General features: G+C 45.8%; 16 protein-coding genes and 1 riboswitch. Of the genes, 8 read left to right on the top strand and 8 right to left on the bottom strand.

All coding sequences use genetic code 11. From position 1 onward, the window contains the following. Positions 1 to 9 precede the first annotated feature (9 nt). The 5 genes from NAF17_RS08800 (at position 10) to NAF17_RS08780 (ending at position 5,944) form a co-directional block, all read left to right on the top strand. On the top strand, positions 10 to 1,494 hold the full coding sequence (locus NAF17_RS08800) for a RagB/SusD family nutrient uptake outer membrane protein (RefSeq protein WP_252757634.1): 1,485 nt from the start codon (positions 10 to 12) through the stop codon (positions 1,492 to 1,494). Positions 1,495 to 1,512: 18 nt separating this feature from the next. Next, positions 1,513 to 2,346, top strand: a complete 834-nt coding sequence (locus NAF17_RS08795) for a LamG-like jellyroll fold domain-containing protein (protein WP_252757633.1) — start codon at positions 1,513 to 1,515, stop codon at positions 2,344 to 2,346. Between the two features lie 96 nt (positions 2,347 to 2,442). Continuing rightward, positions 2,443 to 4,119, top strand: coding sequence for a glucoamylase family protein (locus NAF17_RS08790; RefSeq protein WP_252757632.1), 1,677 nt, complete (start codon positions 2,443 to 2,445; stop codon positions 4,117 to 4,119). A gap of 53 nt (positions 4,120 to 4,172) precedes the next feature. Next, positions 4,173 to 5,531 (top strand): glucoamylase family protein, encoded by a 1,359-nt coding sequence (locus tag NAF17_RS08785; protein ID WP_252757631.1) that lies wholly within the window; start codon positions 4,173 to 4,175, stop codon positions 5,529 to 5,531. 53 nt (positions 5,532 to 5,584) lie between these two features. Next, positions 5,585 to 5,944, top strand: a complete 360-nt coding sequence (locus tag NAF17_RS08780; RefSeq protein WP_256474510.1) for a carboxylesterase family protein — start codon at positions 5,585 to 5,587, stop codon at positions 5,942 to 5,944. Positions 5,945 to 6,030: 86 nt separating this feature from the next. On the opposite strand, the gene NAF17_RS08775 is transcribed toward NAF17_RS08780, so the two are convergent. Further along, a complete protein-coding gene (locus NAF17_RS08775) occupies positions 6,031 to 6,303 on the bottom strand; it encodes a hypothetical protein (RefSeq protein ID WP_252757629.1) in 273 nt (90 codons plus the stop codon). Positions 6,304 to 6,959: 656 nt separating this feature from the next. Further along, complete coding sequence (locus NAF17_RS08770; protein WP_252757628.1) at positions 6,960 to 8,363, bottom strand: tetratricopeptide repeat protein; 1,404 nt, start codon at positions 8,361 to 8,363, stop codon at positions 6,960 to 6,962. A gap of 232 nt (positions 8,364 to 8,595) precedes the next feature. Between NAF17_RS08770 and amaB the strand changes: the two genes are divergently transcribed. Next, positions 8,596 to 10,137 carry an L-piperidine-6-carboxylate dehydrogenase gene (gene amaB / locus NAF17_RS08765; RefSeq protein WP_252757627.1) on the top strand — a complete coding sequence of 514 codons (1,542 nt, stop codon included), beginning with the start codon at positions 8,596 to 8,598 and terminating at the stop codon, positions 10,135 to 10,137. 133 nt (positions 10,138 to 10,270) lie between these two features. Beyond that, positions 10,271 to 11,914 carry a S8 family serine peptidase gene (locus tag NAF17_RS08760; RefSeq protein ID WP_252757626.1) on the top strand — a complete coding sequence of 548 codons (1,644 nt, stop codon included), beginning with the start codon at positions 10,271 to 10,273 and terminating at the stop codon, positions 11,912 to 11,914. A gap of 310 nt (positions 11,915 to 12,224) precedes the next feature. Here NAF17_RS08760 and metF read toward each other — a convergent pair whose 3' ends face one another. From metF to murQ, 5 genes are all read right to left on the bottom strand, one after another. Further along, the gene (gene metF, locus NAF17_RS08755) at positions 12,225 to 13,181 is read right to left on the bottom strand and encodes a methylenetetrahydrofolate reductase [NAD(P)H] (protein WP_252757625.1); all 957 of its coding nucleotides are present in this window, start codon (positions 13,179 to 13,181) and stop codon (positions 12,225 to 12,227) included. Positions 13,182 to 13,309: 128 nt separating this feature from the next. Further along, positions 13,310 to 17,026 carry a methionine synthase gene (gene metH, locus NAF17_RS08750; RefSeq protein WP_252757624.1) on the bottom strand — a complete coding sequence of 1,239 codons (3,717 nt, stop codon included), beginning with the start codon at positions 17,024 to 17,026 and terminating at the stop codon, positions 13,310 to 13,312. A 152-nt stretch (positions 17,027 to 17,178) separates the two neighbouring features. Continuing rightward, positions 17,179 to 17,291, bottom strand: a riboswitch (SAM riboswitch). 315 nt (positions 17,292 to 17,606) lie between these two features. Next, positions 17,607 to 18,344: a Bax inhibitor-1/YccA family protein gene (locus tag NAF17_RS08745; protein ID WP_252757623.1), complete on the bottom strand. Its 738-nt coding sequence runs from the start codon at positions 18,342 to 18,344 to the stop codon at positions 17,607 to 17,609. Positions 18,345 to 18,434: 90 nt separating this feature from the next. Further along, positions 18,435 to 19,001, bottom strand: a complete 567-nt coding sequence (locus tag NAF17_RS08740; protein ID WP_252757622.1) for a hypothetical protein — start codon at positions 18,999 to 19,001, stop codon at positions 18,435 to 18,437. A 97-nt stretch (positions 19,002 to 19,098) separates the two neighbouring features. Beyond that, entirely contained in the window at positions 19,099 to 19,905 is an 807-nt protein-coding gene (murQ, locus tag NAF17_RS08735; protein ID WP_252757621.1) for an N-acetylmuramic acid 6-phosphate etherase, read from the bottom strand. Positions 19,906 to 20,138: 233 nt separating this feature from the next. Here murQ and NAF17_RS08730 point away from each other — a divergent pair, with 233 nt between their 5' ends. Next, complete coding sequence (locus NAF17_RS08730) at positions 20,139 to 21,725, top strand: S41 family peptidase (protein WP_252757620.1); 1,587 nt, start codon at positions 20,139 to 20,141, stop codon at positions 21,723 to 21,725. On the opposite strand, the gene NAF17_RS08725 is transcribed toward NAF17_RS08730, so the two are convergent. Continuing rightward, positions 21,722 to 23,443: a glycoside hydrolase family 3 protein gene (locus NAF17_RS08725; RefSeq protein ID WP_252757619.1), complete on the bottom strand. Its 1,722-nt coding sequence runs from the start codon at positions 23,441 to 23,443 to the stop codon at positions 21,722 to 21,724. The genes NAF17_RS08730 and NAF17_RS08725 overlap by 4 nt on opposite strands. Positions 23,444 to 23,550 lie beyond the last annotated feature (107 nt).

The raw sequence follows: 23,550 nt of genomic DNA, 5'->3' as shown, positions 1-23,550 counted from the left end.
TGATTAAAAATGAATTACTCAAAAAATATCTTGTATAAAGCATCAGGACTTGTGCTTTTTGCAACCCTTATATTAACGCAAAGCTGTAAAAAAAGCTTTTTAGATGTACCCCGCCAGGCACAGCAACCGGCAGCACAATTCTGGAAAACAGGAGACGATGCTAAGGCAGCTGTAAGTGCTGCTTACGCCAACCTGCACGAGTGGACAAACATTGCATTTGCCCCAATGGCTATTGAAAGCGTTGGTTCTGACGATACCGAAAAAGGAAGTAGTGCCACAGATGCAACCTTCATGAACGATTACGACAACTTCACCGTAACTGCGGGCCAGGGCCAGCTTGGTGATTTTTGGAGTGGCGAATACAAAACCATCAACTTTGCAAACCAGGTTATTACCCGCGTACCTGCAATTGAAATGGATGCTAACCTAAAAGCACGTTACATTGCCGAATGTAAATTCATAAGGGCTTACGCATATTTTAGGTTGGTTAGGGCATTTGGTGATGTACCATTGCGCCTTGCACCACCAAAAGATGCAAGCGAATACAACATTCCACGTACCGCTAAAGCCCAAATTTGGGCTGCTATAGAAACAGATCTTACAGATGCTGCCGCTGTGTTACCACAAAGCTATGGCGCTGCTGATGTTGGCCGTATCACCAAAGGTGCCGCACTATCATTACACGCTAAAGCTGCTATGTACCAGCAAAAATGGGCTGATGTATTGTCATTTACCAACCAGGTAAAAGGCTTAGGTTACTCTTTGTTCCCTAATTACGAGCAAATGTTCAGGACCAATAACGAGAATAACTCTGAGTCGATATTTGAGATCCAGAGTGATTTGATCCCGGGCAACCCGGATGCGTCAAACTCCCAATACTCACAAATCCAGGGTGTAAGGGGCTCTACAGGTGGTGGCTGGGGCTTTAACGTTCCAACTCAAAACCTTGCCGATGCCTTTGAAACCGGCGACCCTCGTCGTGATGCCTCTATCATCTTCCGTGGCGAAACAACACCCGAGGGTGATGCCATCCCGGCAACCGGCGATAACCCTATGTATAACCAAAAATCTTATGTGCCTTTCGGCATGTTTGTAACCGGTTACAACGAAGGGGTACAGCAAAATATCCGCGTGATACGTTATGCAGATGTATTATTAATGAATGCCGAGGCTGCTAATGAGCTTGGTGATGCTACTACTGCAATTGCAAGCCTTGAATTGGTTAAGGCACGTGCAAGGGGTAGCAATGCCGCAATCCTTCCAAAATTTACAACTCCAGATAAAGATGCTTTACGCACCGCTATCTGGAAAGAAAGAAGGGTTGAGTTATCGCAGGAGTACGACCGTTACTTCGATGTTATACGCCAGGGGCGTGGTTTAGCTGTATTTGGCCCTAAAGGGTGGAAAGCTAACAAAAACGAAGTATGGCCGATCCCTCAGAACGAGATCGACCTAAGCTTTGGTGTATTAACTCAAAACCAGGGATACAACTAATTTTAACCTTCACACAAAATGAAAAAATTAAATATATGCTTAATAGTAGCGGCATTTGTAAGTACCGCGCTATCATCATGTCAAAAAAAGTTCGACCCTTCTACTTACGCGCCGCCGTTGAGTATTGATGGTTTCACCAGCTCAAACAAAGTTGCACCCGAAAGCCTTGTTGCAAAATGGTCTTTTGACGGCAATTTGGTTGACAGCGTTTCAAAAGTTGCCGGTACAAACACAGGTACCACTTTTAGCACAGGCGTTAAAGGCGGTGCTTTGCAGGGTGCTTTAAACAGCTACGTAATAACTGCACCATCTGCTGCTGTATCAGGTTTAACCAGCTTTACCTTTGCCGAGTGGATCAACACACCACCACCTTCAGTAGGTATTGTCCCTCTTTTTTCTTTAGCAAACAAGGCTGGCTTTTGGGGTAACATCGAAATATTTTTCGAGAACGGTAGCACCAATGATATTGGTTTATTGCGTATCCACATTTTTAATGGTACAGATGATAAAACCTTAGAAGTTAACGGCACAAAAAACTGGTTTGATAAATTTGTACACTTCGCGGTATCTTATGATGCTGTTACAGCAACCTGTAAAGTTTATATGAATGGTACACGCATTGTTAACCAGCCATTCCCGGGTGTTACAGGCCCTTTAAACTTTAAAAACCAAGGTAACATCGTATTTGGTGCGCCACAGTTTATGACCACGCCAAGCCAAACCACAACCCATGGTGCTGAAGGCTGGGCAAGCTTTTTTACAGGTTCTATTGACGAGGTTAGGATATATAACAAAGCATTATCTGATATTGAAGTTGGCGCTATTGCTAAACTCGAAGGACGAGGAAAGTAAACATTTGATTGATTATGAGGTTGTTCGGTGTATCGCCGGGCAGCCTCTTTTTTTGAGATTTAGTTTGCAGGCTTATCTGCTTACTTAAAGGTATTGATGATGAGAGATTTGAAGATTTTTGCCGGTTTTAGTTTATTAGTATTATTATTTGCCTGCAGCAAGAGCGGTAACACCCCTACGCCGGATCCGGTTAAGCCTGTAACACCTGCTTCGTTCAGCTTTTATGGGTTAAAGGTAAATGGTGTTTTTAACGGCTATACATATACCAACGTAAACAAAACCCCGGTAATAAAAATTACCTTCTCTACCCCGTTAAATAAAACTACGGTAGCATCAGCCATAACTTTAAAAGACAAAGCCGGCGCGGCTATAAACTTTGCCACCAGCTATGAGAACAGCGACAGTACAGTAGTTATTAAACCTACACTTGCCGTTATCTCAAAATATACTTTAGATGTAAGTACATCGCTTAAATCTGCAAAAGATGGTGCATTACAGTCACCTGTAAATATCGCTATTAATACAGGTATAGATTCTACTAATAAATTCACCACCATATCAGATAATCAATTGCTTGAACTGGTGCAGAAGCAAACCTTTAAATACTTTTACGATTTTGGGCACCCAATTAGTGGCCTTGCCCGCGAGCGTAATACATCGGGCGATGTAGTTACCACAGGTGGTTCAGGTTTTGGAATTATGGCGATGGTTGTTGGTGTTAACCGCGGATTTATCAGTCGTGCCGAGGGATTGGCAAGGATGCAAAAGATAGTGGGCTTCTTAAAAACAAAGGCTCAAACTTTTCATGGTGCTTTCCCGCATTGGCTGAATGGTGCTACAGGCGCAGTACAGCCTTTTAGCGCACTTGATAATGGGGCCGATCTGATAGAGACATCATACCTTATGCAGGGCATGCTTACCGCCCGCCAGTATTTTAACGGCGCCGGTACGGATGAAACGGATTTGCGCGCAGACATAAATACCCTTTGGAATAATGTAGAATGGGACTGGTTTAGGCAAGGCGGCCAAAACGTATTGTACTGGCACTGGAGCCCGAGCAATGCGTGGGCCATCAACATGAAAATCAGCGGTTGGAATGAGGGGCTTATAGCTTACGTACTGGCAGCATCTTCAACCACGCACAGCGTGCCAAAAGTTGTTTATGACAACGGATGGGCGGGTAACGGCACCATGAAGAACGGCAACACCTACTACGGTGTAAAATTGCCATTAGGGCCACCGCAGGGCGGCCCGCTGTTCTTCGCGCATTACTCGTTCCTGGGCATTAACCCGAATGGATTAAGCGATGCTTATGCTAATTACGAAGAGCAAAATAAAGCACACAGCCAGATAAATTATAAATATGTGGTGGCCAACCCAAAAGGTTATTATGGCTATAGCGCAGATAGTTGGGGCTTAACCGCAAGCGACATTGAGGGTGGTTATACAGCAAGTTCGCCAACTAATGATGTTGGGGTAATTGCACCTACTGCGGCTATCTCGTCGTTACCATACACACCTACCGAATCAATGGCTGCGCTTAAATTTTTCTATTACAAACTGGGCGATAAAGTGTGGGGGCCATACGGCTTTTACGATGCTTATAACTTAAATAACCCATGGTTTGCAGATTCATACCTGGCTATTGACCAGGGGCCAATCATCGTGATGATCGAGAACTACAGAAGCGGCCTGCTTTGGAATTTATTTATGAGCTGCCCCGAAATTAAAACCGGGATGAAAGGTTTAGGCTTTACCAGCCCTAATTTATAAGTACTAAAACTGCTATCTCAAAATAACCTGCGGTTTTATAAACAGATCAACTAATGAAGAAATTTATACTAACTGCCTGCCTGGCAATAGCATCAGTTTACGGCATGGCCCAAAAGCCCGCTGTTAAACAAGATGGGATTAAGCCCGTAGGCATCATAAAAAACTTAAGCGACAGCGCTTTATTAGACGTGGTGCAGCGCCAAACGTTCCGTTACTTTTGGGATTTTGGGCACCCGGTTAGTGGCCTTGCCCGCGAGCGCAGCAACACCTCTTTCGATTATGGTAACGAGGTGGTAACCACCGGCGGCTCGGGCTTTGGCATTATGGCCATGATAGCTGCAGATCACCGCAAGTTTATCACACACGAGCAATCTGTCGACAGGATGCTGAAGATCGTGGAGTTTTTATTTAAAGCCGACGCTTTTCACGGCGTATTCCCGCACTGGCTTAATGGCGAAACCGGAAAGATTATCCGTTTTGGCCGCAAGGATGATGGTGGTGACCTGGTAGAGACTGCGTACCTGCTGCAAGGGCTTATCTGCGCCAAGCAATACTATGTTGCCAACACACCAAAAGAACGCCGCATACGCGATGTGATAAGCTGGATCTGGGGCGAAACCGAATGGAGCTGGTACACCCGCGATGGCCGCGACAACCTGTACTGGCACTGGAGCCCAAATAACGGCTGGGCCATGAACTTCCCAATCCGTGGGTTTAACGAATGTTTGATCACTTACATCCTGGCCGCATCTGCCGACCGCTACCCCGTTAGCGCCGAAGTTTACCACCGTGGATGGACACAAAGTGATTTCTTTAAGAATGGACACACCTATTACGGTTATAAATTGCCCCTTGGCTTCCCGTATGGCGGGCCGCTATTCTTTTCGCAATATTCGTTCCTGGGGCTTAACCCTAAAGGGCTAACCGACCGCTATGCCGATTACTGGGAGCAGAATTTAAACCACACGCTTATCAACCACGCTTACTGTATCGATAATCCTAAAAAGTTTAAAGGATACGGCGAAAATTCGTGGGGCTTAACTGCCAGCGATAACTACGAAGGCTACAACGCGCACTCGCCCGACAATGATTTGGGAGTAATTACGCCTACTGCTGCTTTATCGGCCTTCCCATACACGCCGGAGTATTCGATGAAAGCACTTCGCCATTTCTATTATGACATGGGCGATAAGATTTGGGGCGAATATGGCTTTACCGATGCCTTTAGCGAATCTAAAAACTGGTACGCAAAATCATATTTAGCTATCGATCAGGGGCCCATCATCGTAATGATAGAGAACTACCGCTCGGGCTTATTATGGAATTTATTTATGAGTGCGCCCGAGATCCAAAACGGGCTTAAAAAGCTTGATTTTAAAAGCACCGCTACCGTCTCACCAAAAAACAAATAGCCGGATTTAAATCGAAACCTGTTTATTTACCTTTAATAGGGTAACCGCAATTTCTGGACAAGCCTTTTGTAAGCAAAAAACAGCTGTACAATGGTGGCCTGTCTATGGGTGGTATGGGTACGTTTGAGATATTGAGGCGCAAGCCAAACACCTTTGCAGCAGCTTTCGCTATTTGCGGTGGCGATAACACCAATAACGTAAGCAAGTATGCTAAAAAAGCCCCTTTGTGGATCTTCCACGGGCAAAAGGATAGTGTGGTACCCTTCGATCATTCGCAGGTAGTGGTTGATGCCCTTAAAGCCGCCGGGGCCAACCCTAAATTTACCATTTACACTAACGACGACCACAACAGCTGGGACGATGCCTTCGCCGAACCAGGTCTTATACCCTGGTTATTCTCGCATAGTGAATAAAATAATAGGGTGTATTTTTCTACATCAAATTCGCCTTAACAAAATAGTAACCTATTGTGCTGCCGTCTATATATGGCTAATCACTATTAGAATTGCTCATCCGTTTCCAGTTTGTTGGTGCCTGCACTATCGTTGTTGGTGATGTGGTTATCGGCATTCAGCTCTGTTGTTGGTTCACTTTCGCTTAGCGTTTCAGTGATGTCGTCTGTATCGGCGACTGCCCCATCGCTGTTGGTTACTTTGCCGTCGGCATCCTTATTGGTGATCATATCCTGCTCTGCAGCGCTTACTTTCGGGTCGCCTGTTTCGCCCTCTAAAGGGAATATTTCGCCCGGCGTTGGGCTATCTGGAGTATTCATAGTTATTTGGTTTTATAAAAATAACGGATAAGAGGGTGCGTTGTTTGAAGGATTTGCCTGGCGTAGATTTTACTCACCCCCACTTCGCTGCGCTGGTCAACCCTCTCTATTGCGCAAAGAGGGTAAAAAGGTCTCATTTTAGCCTCTGAGATCACCCAAATGTTCACGTTCACGATTCTAAACACACATAATATTTTATAAACGACTCCTAATCAAGCATCTAAAATACACACTACTGACAAAATGGTGCCACCACTACAGTCAATTATTTTAATAGTGCCTTTTGTTTCGCAAAGAGGCATGGACTTCGTTGCCGTCCCTTTTAGGGGAAGGAATAGGAAACATGCTAAGAATGGCTTTAACCAAAATATCGTTTGGCTAAAGCCGGGAAGTTTCTACCTGTTATCCGTTGGCTGAAGCCAACGGAAATGATTTTATCATTCCCTCCCTGGGGACGGGCGCGATGGATTGCATAAGGGCAGGCAGGAGTTTACCACAATTTTAACTTGGGCGAGGAAAACCCTCCCTAACCCTCCCACGGGAGGGAATTATTTTTCATCCAACAAAAAAGCCGAACGAGTTATTCGTCCGGCCTTTAACTTATAAATTGATGTATTCGATTTAAAACTAATCTCTAATCACCATTCCCTAATCTCTTATTTACAATACCTGTTTATGATGTCAACTATAACCTTGTTCTCCTGCAACTGGGGCAGGTAATCAAACAGGATGTAGTGTTTCTCCGGGTCTGATGCCAGGGCCATCTCCAGGTAGTTCAGTGCTTCGTTGTACTCGCCCTTGGCAAACAGGTAGGCTACCATGCGGTAGTAAAGCTCTGCAGCATCCGGATTATTCTTGATGGCCTGCGAGATCACTTCAATGGCATCAACCAAACGCTTTTGCTCATACATGATAGAAGAGTAATCCAGCCATGCATCCACATCAAGCGGGTTAAGTTCCACCACTTTTTCGTAGGCGTCCTCGGCCTCTTTCATGTGGCCAAGTTTGTACTCTGCATCCGCTATAGCAAACCAGTAATCGGCATTGGCAATATCAAGGTCTAACGCTTTTTTGTAGAAATGCAAGGCCTCGAAGTAGCGCTCTTCAAAATCAAGGGTAACACCGATCCCGAACCAGGCATCTGCCAGTTTTGGGTCCATCTTAACCGATTTTTTGTAGAACGACCGCGCCTCGTCCATTTGTTCCAGCTTTTCGTAACACTCGCCTATGGCGCAATAAGTATCCGCATTGGGCTGCTCGTACTCAAACGTCTGGCGGTACACCTCAATGGCTTCGGCGTATTTCTCCAGGTTAACCAGGGCGTTACCTTTGTTAAAGTAGGCCGATGCAAAGCTGTCTTTGATCAATATAGCGTAATCGTAAGCGTCAATAGCCTTCTCGAACAAACTAAGTTTGGTATACGCGTTACCTAAGTTATACCAGGCGGCATAGCTGTAAGGCTCGTTATCAATATATTGCTGGTAAAACTGAACGCTCTCCTCCTGGTTATCCAAAACATCGTAGCAAAATGCAAGCTCGTAAAGCGCATCCTGGTTTTCCATGTTTTGTTTAAGGCACAGTTTAAGGTAAGTTATGGCGGTATCATAATCGCCCATGTTTTGGTAAACGTAGGCAATGTGCAATAAAATTTCGTCGGTTTCTTCCGAAAGGTCAAGTGCCTTTTCGTAGTTCTCTAAAGCCTCAATATTTCGCTCCATGCTCTCGTAAAGGTTACCACGAATGATGTAGATATCCGCGTCGCTCGCTTCCAGCATCGCGGCTTTATCCAGCGCGGCAAATGCCTCGCTCGCGCGGTTGGTAACTACCAGTAACTGGGCTTGTTTAATTAAAAACACGGCGGCAAACGGGTGCTGGTTGCGGGCATACTCAGATACCTGCAGGGCTTTTGCAGGGTCGTTTTTTTCTATGTAGTAGTCTATAATGTTCTCAAACGCCTGGGCGTCAAAAAAGTACTGGTCATGATTGCGGATCATTTCTTCGTACCGTTCTACCGAAAACTTTGGATCTTCGGTAAAACCAAAATCAAATTCTTCTTCCATTCAAGTTTTTTTGCAGAACACCATATTTCCCGGCAGATGTTTATCCGCAAGGCTTAAACATGAGTTCAAATTACAATAATAAGCATCCCTAAATCAATTAAGTTTTCAACATACAAACATTATTAACACGCGTTAATACAAATAGCTGATAATAAATGAAAAGCATTTAAGCGGCAGCGGATGAGTTGATTAATTGCCCTAAAGATTTTTATCTTTGGCAAAAGTACCAATTATGAGCTTAGTAATAAAAGATATTCTTGACCATTTACATATAAACGACATAAACCATGCCTTTAGTACGGGCAGCAACTGGGGCAGCAGCGCCGGTGCCGGGGTAAAAGACATTGTATCGCCAACGGATGGTAAAAAGATAGCGGCGGCTACATTTGCTACTGCAGATGAGTATAATACTGTAGTTGAAACCGCCCAAAAAGCGTTTAAAACCTGGCGCACCATACCTGCGCCAAAGCGTGGAGAAATTGTGCGACAAATAGGTGAATCGCTCCGCGAGAATAAAAAGCAACTGGGCACGCTGGTATCTTACGAAATGGGTAAAAGCCTGCAGGAAGGTTACGGCGAGGTGCAGGAGATGATAGACATTTGCGATTTTGCGGTGGGCTTAAGCCGCCAGTTATACGGCCTTACCATGCACAGCGAACGCCCCGAGCACCGCATGTATGAGCAATACCAACCATTAGGGATCGTAGGCGTAATATCTGCCTTTAACTTCCCGGTAGCTGTTTGGAGCTGGAACGCTATGCTAGCCTGGGTTTGCGGAGATGTTTGTATCTGGAAACCATCAGAAAAAACACCTTTAACGGCCATCGCCTGCCAGCACATTGCGCAGGAAGTTTTTAAAAGAAATAATATTGATGAAGGCGTAAGCTGTTTAATTATCGGCGACCGCCAGATAGGTGAATTAATGAGTAACGATACCCGCGTGCCGTTGGTATCTGCAACCGGATCTACCCGGATGGGTAAAGCCGTGAGCGCTGCTCTTGGCGCGCGCCTTGGCAAAAGCCTGTTAGAACTTGGGGGCAATAACGCCATCATTATTACCGGGAATGCGGATCTGGATATGTCGCTCATTGGCGCTGTATTTGGCGCGGTGGGTACTGCCGGGCAGCGTTGTACCAGTACGCGCAGGCTCATCATCCACGAAAGTGTTTATGATGCTTTTAAAGACAAACTGGTTAAGGCTTACGGCCAGATCAAAATTGGCGACCCTTTAAACGAGAATAACCACATGGGCCCGCTTATTGACCGGGATGCGGTTGCATTATATCTTGATTCTATCGAAAAATGCAAAGCCGAAGGCGGTAAGTTTGCTGTTGAAGGCGGTAAACTGGAAGGCGACGCTTATTCATCGGGCTGTTATGTTAAGCCTTGTATTGCAGAGGTGGAGAACCATTACCAGATCGTACAGCATGAAACTTTTGCGCCCATACTTTATTTGATCAAATATTCCACTATCGAGGAAGCCATCGAGTTACAGAATGGGGTTCCACAGGGATTATCATCGGCCATCATGACCAATAATTTGCGCGAGGCAGAAACATTCCTTTCTTACGCGGGTTCTGATTGCGGCATTGCCAACGTTAACATCGGCACATCGGGTGCGGAGATAGGCGGTGCCTTTGGCGGCGAAAAAGAAACCGGCGGCGGCCGCGAAAGCGGATCTGACGCCTGGAAAGTGTATATGAGGCGACAAACCAATACTATAAACTATTCTAAAACGTTGCCTTTAGCGCAGGGAATTAAATTTGACCTGTAATTAAACGGCCCCACCCAAAGCCTCCCCGCTGGTTAGCGGAAAGGCTTTTAAAAAGAATTAAACCAAAGTTACTCCGCTAACCAGCGGAAGAGATTTAGAGGGGGCTTTAACAAACAAAATACTAAAGAGAAACATGTATAAAATTTTCAAACCTATTACAGGGCTATTACTAAGCGCCGCCCTGTTATTAAGCATTAATTCCAACGCGCAGGTTGCACCAAAACCTGCCGCCGAGCTCCCAAAAAACTGGCACCTGATGGACCTTAAAACCGATGGCTATTACGGCATCAGTTTAAACCAGGCTTACTTATTTGTTAAAGGTAAAAAAAGCAAAACGGTAGTAATAGCAACCATCGATAGCGGGATAGACACCGCGCAGGCCGATCTTAAACCGGTGCTTTGGACCAACACCAAGGAAATTCCCGGTAACGGAATTGACGACGATAAGAACGGCTACATTGATGACGTGCACGGCTGGAACTTTTTAGGCGGCCCAGGTGGCAAATGTGATTTTACCGAAACCACCGAGGAAGTGCGCGAGTACAACAGGCTTAAAGGCAAATACGAGAACCTGACCAGTGCCCCTGCCGGCAGCGAAAAGGAGTTTGCTTACTGGGAAAAGGTGAAGCTACAGCATGATGCTACGCTAACCAAATCAAAAACCGAGATCAATCAGCTGCAGCCCGTGATGAACGCGCTGATGGCGACCAGTGGTTATATTAAAAAAGCCCTTAACTTAAAAAGTGATGCTTCTTTTAAAAAGGCCGACCTGATTAAGATCACCTCTACAAGTGATACCATTACACAAAGTAAAAATGTTTGGGCCTCTGTTTTTGAGCAGGAAGGCGGCAACGAAACCAACGCCAAGATCATTAACGACTTGAGCGAATACCTTGCAAAACTGAACAATGATGTTAACCCCGACCTGGGTGCACGCAAACGCATTGTAGGTGATGACCCCGATGTTAAAGACGGCAAACCTTACGGCAGCAACATCCTGAAATTTGCAGATGCCGAGCACGGTACCGGCGTTGCAGGCCTTATTGGCGCCGTACGCAATAACAAATATGGTATTGACGGTGTTGCCGATAACGTGCGCATTATGGCTATTAAAGCGGTGCCAAACGGCGACGAGTACGATAAAGATATTGCTAACGCGATCCACTACGCGGTTGATAATGGCGCACGTGTAATTAACATGAGCTTTGGCAAAAAGATCTCCCCGCATAAAGCATGGGTTGACGAAGCCTTTAAATATGCTGCAGCTAAGAATGTATTGTTGATCCAGGCATCGGGTAACGATAATCAGGACATGGACACCAAACCGGAGTTCCCGAACGATATGTTTGAGGATGGATCATCAATGGATGCCGATAACCTGATCAGCGTTGGGGCATCTGCCGATAAAGCCAATGCTAACCTTGCAGGCACCTTTAGCAACTACGGTAAAAAGAATGTGGATGTATTTGCCCCGGGTGTTAAAGTAACTTCGGTAAACATGGATGCCGAATTTAACACTGCCGATGGTACCAGCTTTGCATCACCAATTACAGCGGGTGTTGCCGCTTTGATTTTGGAATACTACCCAACATTAACCGCCAAACAGGTTAAACAAGCCATACTGGCATCCGCCACGCCTATAACCGGCCTAATGGTTTTAAAACCGGGCAGCCAAACCGAAAAAGTTGATTTTACAACCCTATCAAAAACTGGCGGTGTGGTTAATGCTTATAAAGCATTAGTTGCCGCTTCAAAAATGAAGGGTGAAGGGATATAAGTTATCTTCCTCTAATAATAAGAAATGCCCGGCGGTAAGTGTCTACCTTTTTTGGGGCAGTCTAAAGTCGGGCCTTTCTTATTTATTGACAATGTCAGTCTGAGATTGTCGAAGACTTACCCGCTTTACAATGGTTCGACAGGCTCGCCATGACAAAATCGGCTATCGATCGTTTGTTTGACATGGTGAGGTGTTTTCACTTGTCATCCTGAGCGATAGCGAAGGATCTATTATTGAACTTTGCATATTGAATAGGCATGTCTGCGATGAGATGCTTCGCTATCGCTCAGCATAACAAATTTTTAAAGCTCTAAAATATCGCTTCCGCGATCCTTTTTGTTGGGCCGGGGTTACCCATAGTATAAAAATGCAGCACCGGCGCGCCGAATTTTACCAGTTCTTTACACTGCGCTATCATCCATTCGATCCCGATATCTTTTACGTTCTTTTCGTCTTTGCAATCCTGGATCGCATCACTTAATTCTTCGGGGATATCAATGTGGAAGGTTTTAGAAAGGTTAACCAATTGTTTGGAAGTGGTGATAGGTTTCAAGCCCGGGATGATCGGCACGTTGATACCCTCGGCACGGCAGCCGTTCACGAAATCGAAATATTTTTGGTTATCAAAAAACATTTGGGTTACAATGAAGCCTGCGCCCATATCAACCTTTTGCTTCAAATATTTAAAGTCGGTTTTTAGGTTTGGTGCCTCGAAGTGTTTCTCGGGGTAACCGGCAACACCTACACAGAAGTCCGTTTTAAGGATGCCCTCGTAATGTTCATGCAGGTAAACGCCGTTATTCATGTTCACCACCTGTTGCAGCAGGTCGGTAGCATAGCAGTGCCCATTGGGTGATGGCACAAACGAAGCGTCGCCACGGCGGGCATCACCGCGTAAAACCAGCACGTTATCAATCCCTAAAAATTGCAGGTCTATAAGGCCATTCTCGGTCTCATCCTTAGTAAAACCACCACAAAGCAAATGCGGAACGGTATCTACCTTGTACTTATTCATGATGGCCGCGCAGATGGCAATAGTGCCGGGGCGCTTGCGGTAAGCCAGTTTCTCCAGCAGGCCGGTTTGATGCTCCTTATAAATATAATCCTCGCGCAGCGAGGTTACATCAATAAACGGCGGCTTAAACTCCATCAACGGGTCAATAGCATCGTAGATCCCCTGGATGCTTTGGCCTTTTAATGGCGGGATAAGCTCAAATGAAAAAAGTGTTTTGCCGTTGGCGTTTGCAATGTGCTCGGTTATCTTCATTGTAGGTTGTAATCTTTTATTTCGTTACGTCATTGCGAGGTACGAAGCAATCTCTTTAAGCAAGTCCTTTATGCAAGGTGTACAATTGTCCTAAAGAGATTGCTTCGTACCTCGCAATGCCGTTCTATTTAATAATTAAGGTTTGGGCCGAGCCAACGCTCAACCGTTTCCACAGATAAGTTCTTCCTTTCAGAATAATCCTCTATCTGGTCTTTACTTATTTTATTTAAGCCAAAATACCTTGCCTGCGGGTGCGCGAAGTAGAAGCCGCTTACTGCTGCTGCCGGTGTCATGGCCAGGCTTTCGGTAAGGTGCATGTGGGCGTTCTCTTCGGCGCTTAATATCTCAAACAAGGTGGTTTTTTCGGTATGATCCGGGCATGCGGGATAACCCGGTGCCGGGCGGATGCCCTGGTATTCTTCCTTGATCAATTCTTCGGTAGCCAGTTGCTCGTCTTTCGAATAGCCCCAATATTCTTTACGTACCAGTTCGTGCATTTTCTCGGCAAAGGCCTCGGCAAAGCGGTCGGCAATGGCTTTGGTCATGATGCTGTTGTAATCGTCATGGTCGGCCTCAAATTCGGCAACCAGTTCATCGCAACCAATACCGGTTGTTACGGCAAAGCCGCCAAAGTAATCGGCAACTCCGCTTTCCTTAGGTGCCACAAAATCCGACAGCGCATAATAAGGCTCGCCTTTAACCTTTTCGTTCTGCTGGCGAAGCGTATGGATGCGCGTCAGCAAATGCTGGCGGGTTTCATCGGTATATAATTCGATATCATCTCCCACGCTGTTGGCCGGCCAAAAACCGATAACACCGCTTGCGCGCAATAACTTCTGGTGTACGATGCGTTGCATCAATGCCTGTGCATCATCAAATAATTTCTTGGCTTCGTCGCCCACAAACTTATCGGCAAATATTTTTGGATAGCTGCCACGCAACTCCCAGGTATGGAAGAACGGCGTCCAGTCGATGTAAGGCACCAGTTCTTCTAACGGGTAGGCATCAAAAACTTTGGTGCCCAAAAACGCCGGTGCAGGTGCAACGGCCTTGAGGTCTATCTGGAACTTTTGCCCGCGTGCCTGTTCGATACTTACAAAGCGCTTATCGCTTTTTTTGTTGGCGTGAGCTTCGCGGGCTTTGGTGTATTCGTCCTTAATGTTTTGGATGTAGCCATCGCGGGTATCGCGGTTCATCAGGCTGCTGCAAACGGTTACACTGCGCGATGCATCCAGCACATGGATGGCGGCGCCCGAGTAATGCGGCGCTACTTTTACCGCAGCGTGGATGCGCGAGGTTGTTGCACCACCAATAATTAACGGGATAGTAAAGCCCTGGCGTTCCATCTCTTTGGCGAAATGCACCATCTCATCAAGCGAAGGGGTGATCAAACCGCTCAGTCCAATAATATCTACTTCCTGCTTTATTGCTTCTTCAATAATGCGCTGGGCGGGCACCATCACCCCAAGGTCTATCACCTCAAAGTTGTTACAGGCCAGTACCACGCCTACTATGTTTTTACCAATATCGTGTACGTCGCCTTTTACAGTGGCCATTAAAACCTTACCGGCGTTGGCCCTGCTGCCGCTGCTATCTTCGCCGGCATCTATCACGCGCTGTTTTTCCAGCTCAATAAATGGCAGCAAATAAGCCACCGCCTTTTTCATTACACGGGCCGATTTTACCACCTGCGGCAAAAACATTTTACCGGCGCCAAACAGGTCACCAACCACATTCATGCCGTCCATCAACGGGCCTTCGATCACCTCTAAGGGTTTGGCGAATTTTTGGCGGGCTTCTTCCACGTCGTCATCCAGGTATTCGATGATACCTTTTACCAGGGCGTGCGATAGGCGTTGCTCTACCGGGTTCTTGCGCCATTCCTCATCACGCACGATCTCTTTACCCTTACTTTTAATGGTGTCGGCAAACTCGACCAAACGCTCGGTGGCGTCATCGCGGCGGTTTAGCAGAACGTCTTCAACAAGTTCCAGCAGGTCTTTCGGGATCTCCTGGTAAACTTCCAGCATCCCGGCGTTTACAATACCCATATCCAACCCGGCCTTAATAGCATGGTACAGGAATGCCGAGTGCATCGCCTCGCGCACCACGTTATTACCGCGAAACGAGAAGGATATATTACTTACCCCACCGCTTACCTTGGCATATGGAAGGTTTTGTTTTATCCAGCGGGTAGCCTCAATAAAGTCTACCGCGTAGTTGTTGTGTTCTTCCAGACCGGTGGCTACGGTCAGGATATTCGGGTCGAAAATGATATCCTGTGGCGGGAAACCAACTTCATCAACCAATATCCTGTAACAGCGACCACAAATTTCTTTACGGCGTTCGAGTGAATCGGCCTGGCCGGTTTCATCAAAAGCCATCACAACGGCGGCGGCGCCATAGCTTAAGATCTTACGGGCGTATTCTTTAAAGTTCTCCTCACCCTCTTTCAGGGAAATAGAGTTTACGATACCTTTCCCCTGCAAACATTTCAAACCGGCTTCGATAACCGTCCACTTGGAAGAATCGATCATGATGGGCAGCTTGGCAATATCGGGTTCGCTAGCAACCAGGTTCAGGAATTTTACCATCACCGCTTCCGAATCGATCATTCCCTCATCCATGTTGATATCAATTACCTGCGCGCCACCTTCTACCTGTTGCAGGGCAACGGTTAGGGCAGCCTCGTAATCTTCGGCAAGGATAAGTTTAGAGAATTTTGGCGACCCGGTGATGTTGGTACGCTCGCCTATGTTTACAAAGTTTGTTTCGGGGGTAAGAGTTACAGCTTCCAGGCCGCTTAAGCGCAAATAAGGCTCAATTTCGGGAATCAAACGCGGGGAATATTTAGCGGCCTTATCGGCGATACATTTGATGTGATCCGGCGTGGTGCCGCAACAACCACCCACAATATTTACCAGCCCGGCTTTGATAAAATCATCAACCTGGTGGGCGGTTTCGTGCGGGGTTTCATCGTACGCGCCAAATTCATTTGGCAAGCCGGCGTTTGGATAGGCCGAGATAAATACACCTGCTTTTTCAGAAAGTTCCTCTAAGTGAGGCCTCATCTCCTTTGCACCCAAAGCACAGTTTAAACCAACCGATAGCAGGTTAGCATGACTGATCGAGTTCCAAAATGCTTCTACTGTTTGCCCTGATAAAGTACGGCCAGATGCATCGGTAATGGTACCCGAGATCATCACACCGCCGGTATCGCGGAAGGCCAAATAATCTTTACCCGCTGCTGCACATTCTTTTTTATACCGGTCTATCGCGAACAATGCCGCCTTTGCATTCAGGGTGTCAAAAATGGTTTCGACAAGCAGCACGTCCGATCCGCCATCTACTAAACCACGCACCTGTTCGTAGTAAGCTTCGGCAAGGTCATCAAAGTTAACGGCGCGGTAACCCGGGTCGTTCACATCCGGCGACAGGGATGCAGTACGGTTTGTGGGACCAACAGCACCAGCCACAAAGCGAGGTTTTGAGGGGTCTTTTTTGGTGTACGCATCGGCCACTTCGCGGGCTATGCGGGCACCCTCGTAACTTAATTCGTAATCAAGTTCTTCAAGGTGATAATCGGCCAGTGAAATCTTTTGTGTACTGAAGGTATTGGTCTCGATGATATCCGCACCCGCGTCTAAATACTCGGCATGGATGGCTTTGATCACATCCGGCCGGGTAATATTCAGCAAGTCGTTATTGCCTTTAAGGTCGGATGCGTGGTCACGGAAACGCTCCCCACGAAAATCCTCCTCGGTAAGCTCGTACCGCTGGATCATGGTACCCATAGCCCCGTCAATAATCAATATGCGTTTTTGTAGTTCTTTTCTAATATCCATTGTTTGGTATCAAGTAGCGCGTATCAAATATCAAGTACCGAAGACCGATACATGAGCATAATATCCAGCGCAGGAAAAGGTCCTGATACTTGATACTAATTACCTGATACTAAAAAAACTTATTTCGAAAAGCCGGGTGTTATATTGACTTTCACTTATCTGTCCCATCCGCCAATTGGCTGGTTGAGTAGAATGTAGCACCTTGTTAAGTAACAGGTTGCTAAGACATCGCAGGGTCTAATCCCTCCGTCTTTCTCCATAAGCGTTACAAATATGAATAATAATGTTGTAAAGTGCAAGCTTATAAATTACACTCGTATTGGGCTAAAGCCCGATTTGCTTTGGCTTAGGGTCTGTTGGCTAAAGCCAACGGCAATGATGTGGTTTTACCCCGTCTCAATTGTACCTGATATGGGAAAAGTCGCTTTGAAATTTCAGGCATGTCAAACTTGTAAAAAATCATTGCCGCCGCATTTGTGGGGTGGATAACAAATTAGACCATCCGGCTTTAGCCGAACCTTTAAAACAAAAAAACCGCCTGCTCATAGCAAACGGCTTTCAATTTTATAAGACAATCCGCTTATCTCCTATTGCCGCCGAATATGCGAAGCAGTAAAAGAAAAAGGTTAAGAAAATCAAGATAAAGGGTTAAGGCACCCATAATGGCTGTCTTCTTACCTTCAGCACTACCATACTCGATACCGGCACCAATGCGTTTTAGTTTTTGTACATCGTAAGCGGTTAAGCCTACAAATACAGCAACCAATATATAACTGATCAGTAAGTCGAAACTGCTGCTGCGGAAGATGAACACGTTTAACACGGTTGCAATAATGCCGCCAACAAGCAACATGATCAGGATTGAACCAAATTTGGTAAGGTCCTGATTGGTTGTGTAACCACCTATTGCCATTACACCAAATACTACAGATGCTGTAATAAACGCGCTTGATATGGTACCGAAGTTATACAGATAAAATATATAGCTAAGGCTTACACCCATAATGGCCGAAAAAGCCAGGAACATAATAACGGCAGTTACGATGCTCATTTTACTAATGCGGCTTGATAATACCAACACAAGGATAAAAGGGGCGAACATGGTTATGGTACCGAAAATATTGTTGCGACCTGTTGCCGGATCGCGCAGCATGCTCGATAGCTCGGGTATAAACGCAAAAGTATAAGTGCATAGAGATGATATACCTAATGCAACAAACATCCATAAAAACACATTCGCGATAAACCTGCGGGACGCCTCGGGGTTTTCTACATAACTTACGTTTTCGTAAACGTAATCTTGAGTTTTGGTTTCCATTTATGATTAGAAATTATTTGTACGAATATAGTAAAAACGCAGCAATGCGTATAAAGTTGTAGCTTTTATAAAGCTTACAATGGGATGAAATTAGTTTAGCCTTTTGGTTAGCTGTTCTTCTACCATTTTAAATACCTGTACCGGTTTTAAGGCACGCCAGTTCAGTTCATCTAACTGCCCGCCAAAGTTGATGTAATAGTCAATATTGGCGCTTTTAAACTCGCGGATCACATGCTCCTGGAAATTGATGCCGGCTATCCAGCCATCCTCCACCTCCTGAAACCATTCCTCATAATAACTATCGTCCGAAAAATGGAAGTTAAGCACATTCTCGCCTATTAGTATAAATTGGTTTACGCCCTGGTCTATCATCAGTTCTATCAGTTCGCGCTTCATCAGCATAATATCATTGTTAATGGCATCGTTCCATTCCCCAATAAACTCTATAATGCTGTACCCACGGTCGTAATCAACGTATAAAACTTTAAGGTAAAGCGTGTTAGACCCGAATGAATCCCATTGCGGGTGCAGCAAATAGTTATATACCTGCTTATCAAACTCAAACTCGTTATACTGCGTAGCATAAAACGGAGAATGCTCATCCTCTGATGCTACATAATCATCCCGCCAGCGGTAATATGGTTCTATTTCGTGCATAGCCCCCTCCAACCTCTCCCGATAGGGGAGACTTTTTTATTTTCCTCACCTGCACATTTGCATATTTGCACGTCTGCATATCTAATCTCCTGCATATTTATTTATTATGTGCGTCTACTGCTTTTCTCACACTTCCGTATTGGTTTAAAAGTTCGGCAGCTTCCTTTTCGGACAGTCCGGTTTCGGCCATTACCATGTTGGTGCCGCGCTGTATCAGTTTATCATTTGATAACTGCATATCCACCATTTTATTACCCTTTACCCTGCCTAGTTGTATCATTACACTTGTGCTCAGCATATTTAAAACCAGCTTTTGCGCGGTGCCTGCTTTCATGCGGGTACTGCCGGTCACAAACTCGGGGCCGGTTATCACTTCTACCGGGTATTGGGCGGTTGCAGCAACCGGGCTGCCGGCATTACAAACGATGCAACCCGTAGCAATACCATGCTCGTTTGCTGTTTTTAAGCCGCCTATCACATAGGGCGTGGTTCCAGATGCTGCTATGCCCACCACCACATCTCCCTCTTTTATGTCAAATTCCTGCAGATCTTTCCAGGCCTGCGTGGTATTATCTTCTGCAAATTCTACCGCTTTGCGGATGGCGGTATCGCCACCGGCAATAATACCCACCACCCAATCGAAAGGTACACCAAATGTTGGCGGGCACTCCGATGCATCTACCACGCCCAAACGCCCGCTGGTGCCTGCGCCTATGTAAAAGAGGCGGCCGCCATTGCGCATGCGGTCGGTAGTGATCTTTACCAACGCTTCTATCTGTGGTAAAGCCTGCTCTACCGCCAATGGCGCCGTTTTATCTTCGTTATTGATGTTCTGTAAAAGCTCAAGCAAAGGCATGTTTTCCAGGCCGTTGTATTTAGAGTCTTTTTCGGTGCTTCTTTCCATTTGGCTGATGTTTAAGCCTCACGCTAACCCTCTCTAAAGCGGAGGGAGCCGAACTTTTTATCCTCCCCAAAGGAGAGAACTTGAACTTGCATTTTAAACCTTCTCCTTTGGAGAGGGCCCGGTGAGGCGATAAATATTTTAACAAAATTGAATAAAAAACATCAAAGCAACGAAGATGAACTAAATTATAAGCAATAGCCGCTATTTATTAGATTTGCAATGGCCATTTACACATGAAAAGAACTGCGGGTATAATTTTCAGGACGCTGATATTAATTTTGATAGGAATAGGTATCGGCATACTTCTTACTAATGGTGATATGGTAGGCCGCAAACTTGGCCTAAGTGCCGGTCCCGACAAAATTTCACGCGTACTTTCTCTGGTTAACAATAAGTACGTCGACTCGGTAAACACTGACAGTATCGAGGGTGTGACCGTGAACGATATGCTGCAAAACCTCGACCCGCATTCGGTTTACTTACCCGCGCAACAGGCTCGCTACATTAACGAACGTTTGGAAGGCGGCTTTAACGGCATAGGCTTAGAATACCAGTTGCTGCGCGATACTTTATTTATTACCCAGGTTAGTACTGATGGCCCCGCTGCTAAAGCAGGTGTAATGGTTGGGGATAGGGTGATCAATGTGGATGGCAAGCCATTCTCGGGCACTAAACTGGATATTCAGCGCACCAGCAAAACATTCAGGGGCGAAAAGAACACGCAGATAAGCCTGGGCATAAGCCGCGATGGCTTTAAAAAAATTAAAGATTTCACTATAAAACGCGATCGTGTAAGCTTAAGCAGCCTTGATGCAGCCTATAACGTTGGCAGCGCGGGGTATGTTAAAATAAGCAAATTTGCCTCAACCACCGATAGCGATTTTAGAGGCGCCCTTAAAAAACTAAAGGCCAATGGTATGCAAAAATTGGTGCTGGATCTGCGCGGAAACGGCGGCGGCTACCTGAATACAGCCACCAGTATGGCAGATGAGTTTTTACCAAAAGGCAAACTTATAGTTTACACCAAAGGCAGCCACGAGCCGCGTACAGATTACTTCGCGACAGATTTTGGCAGTTATGAGAATGGTGACCTGACTGTTATTATTGATGAATACTCTGCATCGGCAAGTGAGATACTGGCGGGCGCTTTACAGGACCTGGACAGGGCTACTATTGTAGGTCGCCGGTCGTTTGGTAAAGGTTTGGTACAACAGCAGTTCCCATTTGGAGATGGCACGGCCATAAACCTAACGGTGGCAAGATATTACACACCGTCGGGCAGGTCGATCCAAAAATCTTATTCAAACGGCGTGGCGAGTTATCGTAACGAACTGCTTAACAGGATCCGCAAGGGCGAGTTATTAAATGCCGGGAACAACTTAAGTGATAGTGCCTTTCTTGGAGGATCAACCTACCATACCACCAAAGGCCGCAAGGTATTTAGCCGTGGTGGTATAATGCCCGATGTTTTTGTACCTGCCGATACCGCACAGAATACTCAACTGGTAAGCCAGCTTGCGCAGAACCAGCTTTTTACCGCTTACATCATTGATAGGTTACAACCCGCTCTATCCAAATACCCAACTGCAGATAATTTTATTGAGCAGTATAACCTGAGCGATGAAGGGCTGAAAAATTTTATAGCCTACGCGCTGCAAACTATTAAGCAAATTAACCCGGCAGAGCTGCAGCAATCAAAAGAAACCATTAAAATATTGGTGAAAGCCAACGCCGCCCGTTTTAAATGGGGCAATAACGCTTACTACCGCGTGCTTAACGCCAACGATACTACCTTTAAAAAAGCTTTAGCAAGTAATTAAAAACTTATGCCCGTTCCGGTAGGGAAAAACGCGTTTACACTCACCGGTAGTTTACCTGCTGGTTTAATCAACCCTGTTATCACCTTCACTGCCGAACGTTGCATAGCATCCTCTTTTTGGTAGCCTACAATTATGCCCGTGCTTTTTTCGATGCCTGGCAAACCTGCAATGGTATATGGGTTGCCAAAAAGGCTCATTACCGTGTTTGGCTTAGCGGCCAGTTCAGATATCAGCAGCTTTACGTTATTACTATAATCGAGCTTGCTGGCGGGGCGGGTGCGGGTATCGTGGATGCTGACAAAAACTTGCGGATACTGCTTTAGTACCTGAAGCATACGGTTCATTTCGGGCACGCCCATGTTTTTATCTACGTGGAAGATCATGCTGTTGGGGTACCATTTAGAAAGCTCCATCTGGAAAACGGTGGGCTTATCTAACCCAATGCTAATAATTGCGGTTTTCTTTAAAGGATCCTGGCGGATGGTTTGGCCGCTCCCTTTTATTACCGTTACCGATGCGTCTGCCAGTTGCTGGATCAGCTCGGCAGCGGCAGTGCGGTTTATATCCTGTGGGATGGTAGTTGATGATACCGGCTTGTAATTAGCTAACCCTGCCCAGTACTTTGCGGCAAGCAATTTTCTGATCTTAGCATCAAATTCTTCTTTGCTGATCTGTTTCTTTTTGATGGCTTTTAAAATAAGCTTCGCGCCGTTTTTTGAATTGACGGATAATTCTATTAAGTCGTTCCCTGCCAAAAAAGCCCTTACATCGGCCTCGCCATTCGGGAAATTTTTTACTACGCCCTGCATCTCCATGGCATCTGATGCTACAATGCCTCTAAATCTTAGCGAATCTTTTAATACCCCGGTAACTATCGGGCGGGATAAAGTAGAAGGCAAATTTTTGGTACTATCCAGCGCCGGGATATTCATGTGAGCTATCATTACACCGCTAATACCTGCCTCAATGGCTTGCTTAAATGGGTATTCTTCTAATGAATCTAACCGGCCTTTGGTAAATGGCAGCTGCGGCAAAGCAAAATGCGAATCCACATTGGTATCGCCATGGCCGGGGAAGTGCTTGGCGAAGACGATAACGCCTGCATCCTGCATGCCGGTAAAGTAGGCAATCCCTTTTTTGGCAACATTGTATTTATTATCCCCAAACGAACGGTAGTTGATCACCGGGTTATTGGGGTTATTGTTTACATCCATATCGGGTGCGAAGTTGATGTGCATACCCAGCCGCTTAAAATCATAGGCCACCATCTGCCCCATTTTATAGATGAGGGTATTATCCTGTATGGCCCCTAAAGTCATTTGGTAAGGGTAGGATACGGATGAATCTAACCGCATTCCCAAACCCCACTCGCCATCCATGGCTATCAGCAATGGCACGCGCGATTGTTTTTGGTAAAGGTTGATTAGGTTAGCATGCCTTACCGGCCCGCCCTGGAAAAACACCAGGCCGCCAATGTGTTCGTCGCGGATAATGGTTGCAACAGAATCTTCATAGGCCTTGCCCCTGTTGGTATGCGCCCTTACGTAAAATAACTGGCCTATCTTTTCTTTACGGGTCAGCTGCTTGAACACCGAATCTACCCAACGGTTTTGTTCGGTTATAGTGGTGATAAAGCTTTTATTTTGAGCGGAAACTGCCTGGGTAAGCAGGCTAAACGTTAAAAGGAGGCAGCAGGTAATATAATTTTTCTGTTTCATTATTATCCAAATGTAGCTTAAATCTCAATTACGGCTAATTGTTTTGCCTCAGAAAGATATATATTGGATATACGAATAAACCTTGGTACCTGATTTCACTCTATAGG

Source organism: Mucilaginibacter aurantiaciroseus (assembly GCF_024055595.1).
Classification (GTDB): Bacteria; Bacteroidota; Bacteroidia; order Sphingobacteriales; family Sphingobacteriaceae; genus Mucilaginibacter; species Mucilaginibacter aurantiaciroseus.
This window is presented reverse-complemented; position numbering and strand designations above follow the sequence as displayed.

Excerpts from the sequence above, each read along its gene's own strand:
- NAF17_RS08800 (WP_252757634.1), top strand. The coding sequence starts at position 10 with ATGAATTACTCAAAAAATATCTTGTATAAAGCATCAGGACTTGTGCTT.
- NAF17_RS08795 (WP_252757633.1), top strand. The coding sequence starts at position 1,513 with ATGAAAAAATTAAATATATGCTTAATAGTAGCGGCATTTGTAAGTACC.
- NAF17_RS08790 (WP_252757632.1), top strand. The coding sequence starts at position 2,443 with ATGATGAGAGATTTGAAGATTTTTGCCGGTTTTAGTTTATTAGTATTA.
- NAF17_RS08785 (WP_252757631.1), top strand. The coding sequence starts at position 4,173 with ATGAAGAAATTTATACTAACTGCCTGCCTGGCAATAGCATCAGTTTAC.
- NAF17_RS08775 (WP_252757629.1), bottom strand. The coding sequence starts at position 6,303 with ATGAATACTCCAGATAGCCCAACGCCGGGCGAAATATTCCCTTTAGAG.
- NAF17_RS08770 (WP_252757628.1), bottom strand. The coding sequence starts at position 8,363 with ATGGAAGAAGAATTTGATTTTGGTTTTACCGAAGATCCAAAGTTTTCG.
- amaB (WP_252757627.1), top strand. The coding sequence starts at position 8,596 with ATGAGCTTAGTAATAAAAGATATTCTTGACCATTTACATATAAACGAC.
- NAF17_RS08760 (WP_252757626.1), top strand. The coding sequence starts at position 10,271 with ATGTATAAAATTTTCAAACCTATTACAGGGCTATTACTAAGCGCCGCC.
- metF (WP_252757625.1), bottom strand. The coding sequence starts at position 13,181 with ATGAAGATAACCGAGCACATTGCAAACGCCAACGGCAAAACACTTTTT.
- metH (WP_252757624.1), bottom strand. The coding sequence starts at position 17,026 with ATGGATATTAGAAAAGAACTACAAAAACGCATATTGATTATTGACGGG.
- NAF17_RS08745 (WP_252757623.1), bottom strand. The coding sequence starts at position 18,344 with ATGGAAACCAAAACTCAAGATTACGTTTACGAAAACGTAAGTTATGTA.
- NAF17_RS08740 (WP_252757622.1), bottom strand. The coding sequence starts at position 19,001 with ATGCACGAAATAGAACCATATTACCGCTGGCGGGATGATTATGTAGCA.
- murQ (WP_252757621.1), bottom strand. The coding sequence starts at position 19,905 with ATGGAAAGAAGCACCGAAAAAGACTCTAAATACAACGGCCTGGAAAAC.
- NAF17_RS08730 (WP_252757620.1), top strand. The coding sequence starts at position 20,139 with ATGAAAAGAACTGCGGGTATAATTTTCAGGACGCTGATATTAATTTTG.
- NAF17_RS08725 (WP_252757619.1), bottom strand. The coding sequence starts at position 23,443 with ATGAAACAGAAAAATTATATTACCTGCTGCCTCCTTTTAACGTTTAGC.